The organism is Pseudomonas sp. 203-8 (assembly GCF_020708595.1).
GTDB classification, from domain to species: Bacteria; Pseudomonadota; Gammaproteobacteria; order Pseudomonadales; family Pseudomonadaceae; genus Pseudomonas; species Pseudomonas aeruginosa.
The window spans coordinates 44106-56373 of record NZ_JAJFDF010000012.1; the positions used below are offsets into that span (position 1 = coordinate 44106).

The window sequence follows — 12268 nt, forward strand, 5'->3', positions numbered from 1 at the left end:
CGCGGATCGGCGGGACGAATGGCAGCGCGCGGCGGCGTCAGGCCGGTAGCGCGCCGGCCCGATAGTCCTTGGGCGAAACCTCGAACTGCTTCTTGAACGCCCGGCTGAAATGCGCCGAGTCGCTGAAACCCCACTTGAAGGCGATGGAGGTGATCGATTCGCCGCGCAGCCGTGGGTTGCCGAGGTCGGCGGCGCTGCGGCTGAGGCGCTGGCGGAGAATGTAGCGGCAGACGCTGTCGCCCTGCTCCTCGAACAACCGGTACAACTGGCGCACCGAGATGCGCAGGCGGCCGGCGAGCATGTCCGGACTCAGGCGCGGCTCCTGCAGGGATTGCTCGATCAGGCGCTCCGCGTGCCGGCGCAGACTGTAGCCATAGAGCCCGGCCAGCGGTCCCTCCAATTCCTCGCCGGCGTGCTGTAGCGCCGGCCCGAGCAGGGCGATCAGCGCCTCCTGCAACGCCCCGCCCTCGTCCGCCACCGCCCACGGCTGCAGTTCTCCGGCGCACACCTGCTGCACCAGCAGGCCGAGCAGGCGACCGCTGGCGCAGTTCGGCGAGAGTTTGCCGAAGGCCCGCTGGCTGGGCGGCAGGTGCCGGCATACCTGGTCGCGGGAGAGATGGAACGAGGTGTGTTCGATGAGTCCGTGGGGAATGATCTCGCAGCCGCCCGCGGAGTCCATCAGCGCCATTTCCCCTGGCGCCAGCTCTATGCTGTCCCCACCCTGGCGCAGTTGCGCATGGCCGCTGCGCTGGACGACCAGGAAGCAGTGGCGGTCGTCGTCATGATCGGCATGGGTGGCCTGGCGGGCGATGCGCCCTGCGTTGGTGCGGATCTGCGCCAGCTCCAGGCCGCCGAGGTCCTGCCGCGAGATATCGCCGATGAACAGCGTCCGGTTCAGCGCGGGCTGCGACTCGAAGCGCCCGCAGACCTGGCGCAACGCCTGGTTCCAGGCTTCGAAGCTGTTGTGTGCGGAAGACAGGGTATGCACCGGGCACCTCCTGACGGCAACGGCCATCGTTATTGTTGTATGGCGCGGCAATTACCGAGCCACGCAGCGCTGCCGATATGATTAACATGTTATCGATATACCCACAAGCTAGCGCAAATGGACCGGCGGATACGCATCCGGGAGAGCCGGCAAGGGCCGTTCAGGCGGGAGAAAGCAGGCGCTGCAATTGGGCGAAGGCGCCCAGCAGGGCCAGGCGCTGCTCGGCGACCAGAGGGATGTAGCGGCGATAGGCGGGGAAGCGGTTGACCACCTCGCACGCCCCCAGGTGTTCCAGGCTCACGGTCCAGCCCCTGTCGTCGCGGCAGAGGCGCAAGCTCCGGAAGTCCAGCGGCATGAGTTGCTCCAGCAAGGCCCGGTCGCCCCCCTGCAAGGCCTCCCGCAACGGCTCGAGCCCGCTCCCGCTGCGCACCTTGCAAAGGATGCCGCGACGCCGCAAGCAACCGGCGTGACGCAGCTCCAGGCTGGCCGGCGGCCCCCCGGGCGCCGCCACGAACAGGCTGAACTCGGTGCTGACGATATGCATGAACAGGTGCGCCTGGACCCGCTCGCGAACCTCGAGGCTCAGCTCTTTCGTACGCAGCAACAGCCTGCCGTCCTGCGCCTCGCCGTCGCACGCAGCCAGGTTGCGCCGCACCAGGGCCAGGGTGGCTCCGGGGCGATAGGCGGCTGGCCGCCAGTCGCGCCAGTGACGCTCATACCAGCGCGCCCAGGCGGACATGCGCCCTCTCCCGCTGCTGCTGGTCCTCTTCGGCGAATTCCTTCTCCAGCACCTCTTCCACCGCCAGCGGACGGAACGGATTCACCCGCTGTACGCACAGGGTCCAGAACAGGGCGTAGGCGGCCGCCAGGCCGAGCATCAGGGCGAACGGCAGGTAGATGTCGGCGGGGTTCATCCCCGGCGGCGTGATGTAGAACATCCCCAGCAGGATTCCGGCGCTGGAGAATAGCTGCGGCAACGGGAACAGCGGCGAGCGGTAGGCGCGCGGCAGGTCCGGGCGACGGATGCGCAGCAGCACCACGGAGAGGGTCACCAGCAGGTAGGCGGTGCCCCAGGCGCAGACCGCAGCCAGGACCAGGTGGATGATCCCTTCGCTGTCGCCGCCCAGCCACCAGGCGTGCAGGCAGGGAATCGCCGCTGCCACGGCGATGCACAGCAACGGTGTCTTGAAGCGCGGGTGCAGGTAGGTGAAGGCCTTCGGCAAGGCGCCATCCAGCGCCATCCCGTAGAGAATCCGCGGCAGGCCGGCCATCAGGGTGTTGATGGTGGCGGCCCCGGCGAACAGCAGGCCCACGCCCAGCCAGATGCGTCCGAACGGTCCCATCACCTGCTCGGCGAATCGCGGGATCGCCATCGGCGTCTCCAGCAGGTGCAGGCCGCCGCCGAGGTCGAGGTTTTCCACCTGCCGGCGCATCGCCGCGCCATAGAGGAACATGCAGCAGGCCACCCCGATCAACCCCAGGGCCATCGCCCGCGGCAGGGTCCGCGAAGCGTGGCGCACCTCCGGCGCCAGCGGCGTGACGAATTCGCAACCGACGAACATGAACATCGCCATGCCCACCAGCGACAGCAGGGTCGGCAGGTCGTCGCCGACCATCGAGGCCCCGAACCAGCCCTGCAACTCCACCGCGGGCAGGCGCAACAGGCCGGTCACGGCGAAGATCATCAGGGTGCTCCACATGCCGAAGGTGAGGATCACTTCGGCGCGACCGAAGGCGGTGATCCCCAGCGCATTCAGCAGGCCGAAGCAGAGCACCATGCCGACGCCCACCAGCCAGGCGCCGCCGCCCGGCTCGGTGAGGGTATTCAGCGACTCGAAGTTGACCAGCGCCATGGTGCCGCTGAGCATGGTCTCGGCGGTGCCGGCGAACACATGGACGATCAGGTAGGCCGACAGCGTGCCGGTGATCGCGAAGAAGCGCCCGAGGCCGCACGACAGGTAGTCGTAGACCGAGCCACGGGTCGGCAGCAGGCAGGCGGCCTCGGCGAAGGTGGTGGACTGCGCCAGCATCAGCAGCAGCGCCACCAGCATCGCCACGGCGAAGGTTCCGCCGCCCAGGCCGAAGCCGGTGGTGGCGGTGAGGATCACCGGGCTGGCCATGATCAACCCGACCGAACTGGCCAGGGCGGTGGGGAAACCAACCCGCCCGCGGAGCAGGTGCTGGGTGAGTCTGGAGTTGGACATCGACGTATCCTCGACGGCAGCGTTGCTGTTGTTGTTCTTGCGTCAGGCCCTGCGGGACGCACCGGCGTCCCGTACGCTCCGCCGGCAGGCGAGGCGTGTCGAACAAAAGGCTGCCGCGGAGGGCAGCGAAAGAGCCGAACGAATCGGCTCCCCCCGATTCATCGATATCAGTAGGCGATGCACACCGACTTGTTCTCGGTGTACGCCTCGATCGCCGCATGGCCCATCTCGCGTCCGATGCCGGACTGCTTGAAGCCGCCGAACGGCATCGACGGGTCGAGCAGGTTGTGGGCGTTCACCCATACCGTGCCGGCCTTGATCCTGGGTACCAGGTCCATGACCTGGCGCAGGTCGTTGGACCAGATGCTCGCACCGAGCCCGTAGATGCTGTCGTTGGCCAGGCGCACCGCTTCGTCGAGATCGTCGAAGGGCGTCGCCACCAGCACCGGCCCGAAGATTTCCTCGCGCACCACCTGCATCCCCGGGGTGACGTCGGCAAGGATCGTCGGCTGCACGTAGAACCCCGTCTCGCCCTGGCGCGCCCCACCGCAGACCACGCTGGCGCCCTCGGCCACCCCGCTTTCGATCATCCCCAGCACCCGCTCCTGCTGCCTGGCCGAGACCAGCGGGTTGATCTGCGTGGTCGGATCCAGGCCGGGGCCGATGCTCAGGTCGCCGGCGATGGCCGCCAGGCGCTCCAGCACCTGGTCGAAACGCTTGCGCTGCACATAGAGGCGCGAGCCAGCGGTGCAGACCTGCCCCTGGTTGAAGAAGATCGCGCCGGCGGAACCGGCGGCAGCCATGTCCAGGCTGGTGTCATCGAGGATGATCACCGGGGATTTGCCGCCGAGTTCGAGGGAAAAACGCGTCATGTTCTCCACCGCCGCATGCCCGATCAGCTTGCCCACCGGGGTCGAGCCGGTGAACGCCAGCTTGTCGATGCCCGGGTGCGCCGCCAGTGCCGCGCCGGCCTCGGCGCCCGTGCCGGTGACGATGTTCACCACTCCTGGCGGAATCCCCGCCTCCAGGCACAACTGGCCGAGGCGCAGGGCGGTCAGCGGGGTTTCGTCGGCCGGCTTGAGGACCACGGTGCAGCCGCAGGCCAGGGCCGGGACGATCTTCCAGATCGCCATCAGCAAGGGGAAATTCCACGGCACGATGGCTCCGACCACGCCCACCGGCTCCGGCACCGTGTAGGCCCGGTAGCGAGCGCCTGGGACCGCGGCGATCGACAGGTCGAGGCTGCGGCCCTCGATCTTGGTCGCCCAGCCGGCCATGTAGCGGATGAACTCCACCGAGGCGCCGACCTCCAGGGCCCGCGACAGATTGATCGACTTGCCGTTGTTCAGGGTTTCCAACTGCGCCAGTTGCTCGCCATGCGCCTCGACCCGTTCCGCCAGTCGCAGCAGCAGGCGCTCGCGATCGGCCGGGCGCTGGCCTGCCCAGCTGCCTTCGAACGCGCGCCGCGCGGCAGCGACTGCCCGGTCGACGTCTTCGGCGCCGGCGCGGGCCACGCGAGCCAGCTCGGCGCCGGTCGCCGGGTCGTACAGCGGCATGTCGGCGCCGGAACGCGCCGGCCCGGACTCACCGTCGATCAGCAGGCCATGGGGACTGCGCAAGAAGGCGCTGACGGACGGGTCGATGGCAATACTCATGTGTGCTCCTCGGCTTGGCGACGGCGCTGCGTCGTGCATGCGCCTACTACCCGGGAATACTCTGGACCCGCCGCTCCCCCGCTCGCTTGCTCCAGCCTGCCGGGTTTCTTGCCGCTGCCTGCCAAGCCAGGCAGAGAAAGACAAGACGGCACGCCGGGGCATGGACATTCTGCCCGGCAGGCGGGACAGTGGACGTCCCGCCGCCTCGTCCCACGGGAGCCCCGCGCCATGTCTTCGACCCTGTCGCCCGACCTCGGCCTGCGCTGCATGCAGGCCTTCACCCAGGTGGTGCCGGCCAGCCTGTGCGTGTTCTATCGCATCGACGAGGACTGTCGCGCACACGACTTCCAGCTCCTGCGGATGCCGGCCGGCATGCACCGCGACTACCTGCGCCACTACCGCGACTACGATCCGCTGCAGCCGCGCCACTGCCTGGCCAGCGCTTCGCCGGTGGTGCCGCTGCGCCAGGGCATCGCCCGCCAGCCCGCGAAGGACAGCGCGCTGTACCAGGGCTTCCTGCGACGCCACGGGATCTGCGACGTGGTCGAGGTACTGGCGCATGCGCAGCAGCGTCCGGTGGCGGCCCTGTCGTTACTGCGCGACGCCCGCCTAGGGGCCTTCTCCGACCAGGAGCTGCGACAGTTGCGCGCCCTGCATGGCCTGATGGAGCTGGCGGCGCAGGCATGCGCCACGCCAGCGGCCAGCGCCGAGCGCCTGCAAGGCCTGACGCCGAGGGAACGGGAGATCGCCCTGCTGCTGCGTGACGGCGTCAGCAACAAATGCCTGGCGCAGTGCCTCGGACTCGGCCTGCCGACGGTGAAGACCCACCTGCTCAACCTGTTCCGCAAGACCGGTGCGCGCAGCCGCACCGAGCTGGTGAAGCGACTCTTCCTCTAGCCGCGCGCGGCCTGGGGGTTGCGCGCCTCCAGCCAGAAGAGGAACTGCCGCACCGCCAGCGGCTCGCCGCTCTCGTGCAGGCCGCGCAGGCCCTTGCGGTGGCGCCTGAAGGAAAAACCGGGAAATACCCAGGGCAGGTTCAACAGGTACCAGGCCAGGGCGCCGACATCGGCGAAGTGCAACACCTCCCAACCTTCGCCGCCTGCCACCGGCGGCAACTCCGCGGCCTCCAGTTGGGCGCGGGCGAAACCCAGATTCCAGTGCGGCGCCTCCGGCGTCGGCGCCGGTTCGCCGAGCAACGCATAGAACTCGCGGTTGAAGTCGCCGGCCACCTGCTGGGTGAGGAAACAGCCGCCGGGCGCCAGCACCCGCCGGACCTCCGATGGCAGATAGGACTCGTGGCGGTTGCCGACCAGGTCGAAGGTGCCATCGGCGAACGGCAACGCCCCGCCGCCATCGCCCTCCCGGCCCTGGCGATGGTTGTCCGGCGCGCCCTCCACCTCGACCACGCGGATGCCCAGGGGCTCCAGGCGCCCCCGGGCAATCTCCAGGTTGGGCGCCCAGCCCTCGGTAGCCACGGTGAGCGGCGGACGATACGGCAGCCGGCTCAACCATTCGCCGCCGCCGGTGCCCATGTCCAGCAGGCTGGCGGCGGCCCGGCAGCGCTCCAGCATGCGCCCCGGGAAATCCCATGGCGGCGGCTCCAGGCGGATGCGTCCGCCATAGTCGTATTCCCAGCCGCGCATCGGTGTGCGGCCGGCTTCCACCAGCAGCGCGTCGAATTCGTCGCCCGTCGCCATTTCGCCGTTCTCCCAGAGACCGCCCGCTACCATCCCCGAGTCTCCTCGCCAAGGCAAGCCCATAGAGAATGTAAAGCTTGCTTGACAAAGAAGAGCATCCCGGCCAATGTAAAGCCCCCTTTACATGGACGGTTCAACCATGACCCACAAACGTTTCTTCCTCGAACTGCTTCTCGCGCTGGTCGGCTATGCCGCTGCCGTTCTGATCAGCGGCCAGTTGCTGGCAGGCACGGAACCGGGCGCCGGCCGGGTCTTCCTCGCCCTGCTGCCGGTGCCACCGATGGTCGCCCTGGCGCTGGTGGTGATCCGTTACCTGCGGCGCCTCGACGAAATGGCCCGGCGCATCCATCTCGAAGCCCTCGCCCTGGCCTTCGTCGGCACCGCCCTGCTCACCTTCGCCTACGGTTTCCTCGAAACCACCGGCTTTCCGAAACTCTCGATGTTCTTCGTCTGGCCCCTGATGGGCGCGTTCTGGGCCATCGGCTGCGTCCTGGGACTGAGGCGCTACGCATGAGGAACCGCATTCGCGAGTTGCGCGCGGAGCGCGGCTGGTCACAGGCGGAGCTGGCCGGAAAGCTGGAGGTATCGCGGCAGACGGTGAACGCCATCGAAACCGGCCGCTACGATCCAAGCCTGCCCTTGGCGTTCAAGCTCGCCCGGGTGTTCGGACTGGCCATAGAAGCGATCTTCGACGACCGGGAAGGCCAGTTGGACTGAGTCCGGTCCCGCTTCCGAAAACGTCCGGGGCGCCCCTGGCGACCCCGGCGGCAAGCCCCCCTTACCCTGTACCAAATGGCAGTTGCCGCATTTCCCCTCGGGGCTAGCCTTGGACCAGGCCTATCGCCAGCCTTCCCCCTGGTCCCCGCTCGATACGCTGAAAAACCACGGATAACGTCTTTTCCACCGGCAAGACAGGAGTCTCAGCCATGTCGAAAGATTCTGTTCTTGGCTTATTCAGGCAACACGCAGATACCCATCCCGAACGCCCCGCCCTCGTCGATCGCGAGCGCTCGTTCAGCTACCGCGAACTCGACCGGCTCAGCGACCGGCTGGCCGCCCACCTGGCCAGGCGCGGCGTCGCCCGGGGCGAGCTGCTGCCCCTGCTGGCCGAACGCTCGGCCGAACTGGTCATCGCCATCCTGGCGGCCGCCAAGTGCGCAGCGGCCTACGTACCGGTGGACCGTCGGCAACCCGACAGGCGCAAGCAGGAAATCCTCCGCCAGTGCCAGGCCCCCGTGGTTCTCGCCACCCAGGCCGAGGACCTGCCGGGGCAACCGGTGGAGGTCATCGCACAGGCGCTCGCGACGAGTGCGGCGGGTGCCGCGCCGAGACCGGCGCTCGACGGCAGCGAAGCGCTGTATGTGATCTTCACCTCGGGCACCACCGGCGAACCCAAGGGCGTGGTGATCGAGAGTCGCTCCCTGGCCAACCTCGTGGGCTGGCACAACCGGCGCTTCAATATGGATCAACGGAGCCGCACCACCCTGATGGCCGGCGTCGGCTTCGACGTTTCCCAATGGGAAATCTGGTCCACCCTGTGCGCAGGCGCCTGCCTCCACCTGGTGCCCGACGAGGTGCGCCCAGACCCGGCGGCGCTGCTGGCATTCTTCGCCGAGCAGCGGATCAGCCACGCCTTCGCGCCTACCGTGATGGTGCCCGCGCTGGCGGAGCAGCCCGCCCCGCCGTCGCTGGCGCTGCGCTACCTGTTCTGCGCCGGGGAAAAACTGCCGCCGGTCGCAACCGGCGGGCTGCCCTATACCGTGGTGGATTACTACGGCCCGACCGAGGCCACGGTCTTCGCCACCTGCCGCATCGTCGACGCCGAAGCACATCGGCGACCCGCCTCGATCGGCACGCCCATCGACGGCTGCGAGGCATTCATCCTCGACGCCGACGACCGGCCTTGCCATGGCGACCGACCCGGTGAGCTGAACCTGGCGGGCGTCTGCCTGGCGCGCGAATACCTGCGCGACCCGGACATGACCGCCAGGCGCTTCCACTACTCGCAGGCACTGCGGCGTCGGCTCTACCGCACCGGCGACAAGGCCCGCTGGCTGGCCGATGGCAGCCTGCAGTTCCTCGGTCGGCTGGACGACCAGGTGAAGATCCGCGGCCACCGCGTCGAACTCGGCGACGTCGAGGCCGCGCTGTTGCGCCAGCCGGCTATCCACGGCGCGGTGGTGCTGGCGCATGCCGACCCACGCTCCGGTAGCCAGCAATTGAGCGCCTTCGTGGTCCCCCGCCAGCAGGACGGCGATGCCAGGGCCGTGCTCGCCGCCATCAAGACCGCACTGCGCCAGGAACTGCCCGACTACATGCTGCCCAGCCGCTACCTGTCGCTGGACAGCCTGCCGACCACGGTCAACGGCAAGATCGACCGCCAGGCCCTGCGTCGACACCTGGACGAACAATGCCAGGAACGACTCGACGAGCAACGCTTCGGCACCCCCGGCGAACTGCAAGTGGCCCTGTCCTGGCAGGAAGTGCTGGGGCATACCGACTTCGGCCTGGACGACAGCTTCTTCGAGGTCGGCGGCCATTCCCTGCTGGCCGCCGCCCTGGTGCGCGAATTGAGCCGACGCTTCGGCAACCGTGCCTACATCCACGACATCTACCGCACCCCGAGCGTGCGCCAACTGGCGGCCAGCCTGGCGCGGCGCGCCGGCGAAGCGCCGCCGGCGCTGGACAGCGAACCGGCCCTGGAGCTGCAACGGGACGTGCGCCTGCCCGCCGACGTGGATTTCAGCCGCCCCATGGACACCGCCCAATTGCTGGCGCCACGGCACATCCTGCTCACCGGCGCCAGCGGGCTGATGGGCGCCCACCTGCTCGCCGAGCTGCTGGCCAGCCGCGAGGCGGACCTGCATTGTCCGGTCCGTGCGCAAAACGACGCCCATGCCCTCGAACGCCTGCGCCAGGCCGCCCGGCAGCACCGCATCGAACTCGCCGAGACGGACTGGCGACGGGTCAGGGCCTACGCCGCCGATCTCGCAGAACCAGGTTTCGGACTACCGGCGGAAACCTATCGCGAGCTGGCCGGCAGCGTCGACCAGGTCTTCCATTCCGCCAGCGCGGTGAACTTCATCCAGCCATACAGCTACATGAAGCGCGACAACGTCGAGGGGCTCGGCCAGGTCCTGCGCTTCTGCGCCAGCGGCCGCTGCAAGCCGCTGATGCTGCTGTCGAGCATCTCGGTGTACAGCTGGGGCCACTTGCATACCGGCAAGCGCCTGATGCGCGAGGACGACGACATCGACCAGAACCTGCCGGCGGTGGTCACCGACATGGGCTACGTGCGCAGCAAATGGGTGATGGAAAAGATCGCCGACCTCGCCGCCGAACGCGGCCTGCCGCTGATGACCTTCCGCCTCGGCTACGCCACCTGCCACAGCCGTACCGGCGCCCATGCCGACTACCAGTGGTGGAGCCGGCTGGCGCGGACCTGCCTGGAGTACCGGGCCGTGCCGCTCCTGCGCGAGCTGCGCGAGGGCCTGACCACGGTGGACTACATGGTAGAGGCGATCAGCGTCATCGCCCGCCAGCCTTCGGCGCTGGGCAAGAAATTCAACCTGGTGCCGAGCATTCCGCGCTGCCTGACCCTGGACGAGTTCTTCGGCCGTCTCGGGCGACGCGCCGGGCGTCCCCTTCGGCAGATGCCGTTCGACGACTGGGTAAGTCTCTGGGAAGACAATCGCGACGCCCCGCTCTATCCCCTGCTGAGCATGTTCCGCGACAACATGTACGCCGGCCGCAGCACCGTCGAGTTGTACCAGGACACCTATCTCTGGGACTGCACCAACGTCGAGGAACACCTGCGCGGGAGCGCCGTGCGCGAGCCGGAGTTCGACGACCGCCTGCTCGACCTGTACCTCGCCGGCCTGGGCGGCAGCGCCATGCGGTAAGGTCGAGGCCGCCGCGGCCGGTCGCCGCGGCGGTTACCGCAGCGGGACGCGCTTGGGTATCCTGTCCGCTTTATCGCCCGGAGAACCTCATGCACAACGTTCTGATCGTCGGCGCCTCGCGCGGCATCGGCCTGGGACTGGCGGATGCCTTCCTGCAACGCGGCGCACAGGTATTCGCCGTCGCCCGGCGACCGCAAGGCTCTCCCGGGCTACAGGCACTGGCGGAGCGGGCCGGGGAGCGCTTGCAAGCGGTGACCGGCGACCTCAACCAACACGATTGCGCCGAACGCATTGGCAAGATGCTGGGCGAGCGGCGGATCGATCGCCTGATCGTCAACGCCGGCATCTACGGCCCGCAGCAACAGGATGTGGCGGAAATCGACGCCGAGCAGGCCGCCCAGCTATTCCTGACCAACGCCATCGCGCCGCTGCGCCTGGCCAGGGCACTGTCCGGACGGGTTAGCCGGGGTGGCGTGGTGGCGTTCATGAGTTCGCAGATGGCCAGCCTGGCGCTGGGCCTGTCGGCCACGATGCCGCTCTACGGCGCCAGCAAGGCGGCGCTGAACAGCCTGGTACGCAGTTGGGAGGGCGAGTTCGAGGAGTTGCCGTTCAGCCTGTTGCTCCTGCATCCCGGCTGGGTGCGTACCGAAATGGGCGGCGACAGCGCGCCGCTGAGCGTCGAGGAAAGCGCCGCCGGACTGGTCGCGGCGGTGGAGGATGCCGCGGGCGTGAATGCCTGTCGCTTCGTCGATTATCGGAACCAGCCGCTGCCCTGGTGAAGCGGGCCGATCCGTCAGGGCATCCGGCAATAGCCCTCGGCCGCATACCTGATTAGGTCGGCATCGCGCTTGATGCCGAGCTTCTTCATGGCACTGACCTTCTGCGTACTGATGGTCTGCACGCTGCGATGCGAGCGCTCGGCGATCTCGGTGATGGTCAGTCCGGAGCCGAACAGACGGACGATTTCCGCCTCCCGGGGCGTCAGCCGTTCGTTGTGCGAGGAAAGCACCTGGTTGACGAAGATGTCCCTGATCGACGGCGAGAAATACTGGTTTCGCGAATAGGCCGCGCTCACCGCCGCCAGCAGGTGACTGGTCGAGTCGGACTTGCTGAGGATGCAATTGATACCCTGCTTGAGAATGGCCCGGATAAGGCCCGGATTGTTCAGCATGGTAAAGACAACCAATTGCAGATGCGGATAACGTCGCCGCAGCAATGACAACAATGCCAGTCCATCGCCATATTTCCCGCCCGGCATCGTATAGTCGACGATAACGACATCGCAGTCGCCTTCGTCGAGCCGGCCGATCAACTCGGTAGAATTGGAAACTTGACCGAGCATCTCCAAAGAACCGCACTGACTCAGTTCGTAGGAAATACCCAGCGAAATGGCGGGATGATCATCCGCAACCATTACGCGAATGCGATGTAGGGACATCCTTGCGTCTCCTTAAGCGGTACACGGCAGGCGAAAGCGTTACCAGGAAACCTGTGGTCTCGGTCATGCCTGCCGCAGGCAGGCGGCCGCCGCTCGGCCGGCAAGGAGGAAAGCGCGGTCCGGAATCCGCCGACGCCACTGCCCCGGTTCAAAGTGAACATGTGTATTTTCTAGTGAAACCGACGATATTTAATATAGTAAAACTACTATTTTTTCGCCTCGTAAACTAACAACAAAGACACTTGAAACAGCCCCCGAAAAACGTCTACGTAGACACTTATGAAAAACGATGAAATACGAAACGGACAAGCCAGAGCAGCAAAAAGTTTGAAAAAAGAGTTCCGCGACAAGCTGAAACTATCGCCTGGAAAATAGCGTTCGTTT

General features: G+C 67.4%; 11 protein-coding genes. 5 read left to right on the forward strand and 6 right to left on the reverse strand.

What is annotated here, in order from left to right; genetic code table 11:
- Positions 1-37: 37 nt before the first annotated feature.
- From feaR to LJF27_RS25850, 4 genes are all read right to left on the reverse strand, one after another.
- Positions 38-988: a transcriptional regulator FeaR gene (feaR, locus tag LJF27_RS25835; RefSeq protein WP_003093343.1), complete on the reverse strand. Its 951-nt coding sequence runs from the start codon at positions 986-988 to the stop codon at positions 38-40.
- A 160-nt stretch (positions 989-1148) separates the two neighbouring features.
- Positions 1149-1727 carry a DUF3156 family protein gene (locus LJF27_RS25840; protein WP_003132379.1) on the reverse strand — a complete coding sequence of 193 codons (579 nt, stop codon included), beginning with the start codon at positions 1725-1727 and terminating at the stop codon, positions 1149-1151.
- On the reverse strand, positions 1702-3192 hold the full coding sequence (locus LJF27_RS25845; RefSeq protein ID WP_003121952.1) for an APC family permease: 1491 nt from the start codon (positions 3190-3192) through the stop codon (positions 1702-1704). Before LJF27_RS25845 ends, LJF27_RS25840 begins: the two co-directional genes overlap by 26 nt.
- A 167-nt stretch (positions 3193-3359) precedes the next feature.
- Positions 3360-4847, reverse strand: coding sequence for an aldehyde dehydrogenase family protein (locus LJF27_RS25850; RefSeq protein ID WP_003159318.1), 1488 nt, complete (start codon positions 4845-4847; stop codon positions 3360-3362).
- A 228-nt stretch (positions 4848-5075) separates the two neighbouring features.
- On the opposite strand from LJF27_RS25850, the gene LJF27_RS25855 reads away from it, so the two are divergent.
- Positions 5076-5744 carry a helix-turn-helix transcriptional regulator gene (locus LJF27_RS25855; protein WP_003105255.1) on the forward strand — a complete coding sequence of 223 codons (669 nt, stop codon included), beginning with the start codon at positions 5076-5078 and terminating at the stop codon, positions 5742-5744.
- Here the strand turns inward: LJF27_RS25855 and LJF27_RS25860 are convergent.
- Complete coding sequence (locus LJF27_RS25860) at positions 5741-6577, reverse strand: class I SAM-dependent methyltransferase (RefSeq protein ID WP_023115078.1); 837 nt, start codon at positions 6575-6577, stop codon at positions 5741-5743. The genes LJF27_RS25855 and LJF27_RS25860 overlap by 4 nt on opposite strands.
- Positions 6578-6683: 106 nt before the next feature.
- Between LJF27_RS25860 and LJF27_RS25865 the strand changes: the two genes are divergently transcribed.
- From LJF27_RS25865 to LJF27_RS25880, 4 genes are all read left to right on the forward strand, one after another.
- Positions 6684-7058: a hypothetical protein gene (locus LJF27_RS25865; protein ID WP_003093356.1), complete on the forward strand. Its 375-nt coding sequence runs from the start codon at positions 6684-6686 to the stop codon at positions 7056-7058.
- Entirely contained in the window at positions 7055-7261 is a 207-nt protein-coding gene (locus tag LJF27_RS25870) for a helix-turn-helix transcriptional regulator (RefSeq protein ID WP_003161707.1), read from the forward strand. Before LJF27_RS25865 ends, LJF27_RS25870 begins: the two co-directional genes overlap by 4 nt.
- A 209-nt stretch (positions 7262-7470) precedes the next feature.
- Positions 7471-10446: a non-ribosomal peptide synthetase gene (locus LJF27_RS25875; RefSeq protein ID WP_023115077.1), complete on the forward strand. Its 2976-nt coding sequence runs from the start codon at positions 7471-7473 to the stop codon at positions 10444-10446.
- An 89-nt stretch (positions 10447-10535) separates the two neighbouring features.
- Positions 10536-11225: an SDR family oxidoreductase gene (locus tag LJF27_RS25880; protein ID WP_023115076.1), complete on the forward strand. Its 690-nt coding sequence runs from the start codon at positions 10536-10538 to the stop codon at positions 11223-11225.
- Positions 11226-11239: 14 nt separating this feature from the next.
- On the opposite strand, the gene LJF27_RS25885 is transcribed toward LJF27_RS25880, so the two are convergent.
- Positions 11240-11884, reverse strand: coding sequence for a response regulator transcription factor (locus LJF27_RS25885; RefSeq protein WP_003093364.1), 645 nt, complete (start codon positions 11882-11884; stop codon positions 11240-11242).
- Positions 11885-12268: the final 384 nt, after the last annotated feature.

Coding starts and splice junctions, on each gene's coding strand:
- LJF27_RS25855 (WP_003105255.1), top strand. CDS start 5,076: ATGTCTTCGACCCTGTCGCCCGACCTCGGCCTGCGCTGCATGCAGGCC.
- LJF27_RS25885 (WP_003093364.1), bottom strand. CDS start 11,884: ATGTCCCTACATCGCATTCGCGTAATGGTTGCGGATGATCATCCCGCC.
- LJF27_RS25875 (WP_023115077.1), top strand. CDS start 7,471: ATGTCGAAAGATTCTGTTCTTGGCTTATTCAGGCAACACGCAGATACC.
- LJF27_RS25860 (WP_023115078.1), bottom strand. CDS start 6,577: ATGGTAGCGGGCGGTCTCTGGGAGAACGGCGAAATGGCGACGGGCGAC.
- LJF27_RS25870 (WP_003161707.1), top strand. CDS start 7,055: ATGAGGAACCGCATTCGCGAGTTGCGCGCGGAGCGCGGCTGGTCACAG.
- LJF27_RS25840 (WP_003132379.1), bottom strand. CDS start 1,727: ATGTCCGCCTGGGCGCGCTGGTATGAGCGTCACTGGCGCGACTGGCGG.
- LJF27_RS25880 (WP_023115076.1), top strand. CDS start 10,536: ATGCACAACGTTCTGATCGTCGGCGCCTCGCGCGGCATCGGCCTGGGA.
- LJF27_RS25845 (WP_003121952.1), bottom strand. CDS start 3,192: ATGTCCAACTCCAGACTCACCCAGCACCTGCTCCGCGGGCGGGTTGGT.
- LJF27_RS25865 (WP_003093356.1), top strand. CDS start 6,684: ATGACCCACAAACGTTTCTTCCTCGAACTGCTTCTCGCGCTGGTCGGC.
- LJF27_RS25850 (WP_003159318.1), bottom strand. CDS start 4,847: ATGAGTATTGCCATCGACCCGTCCGTCAGCGCCTTCTTGCGCAGTCCC.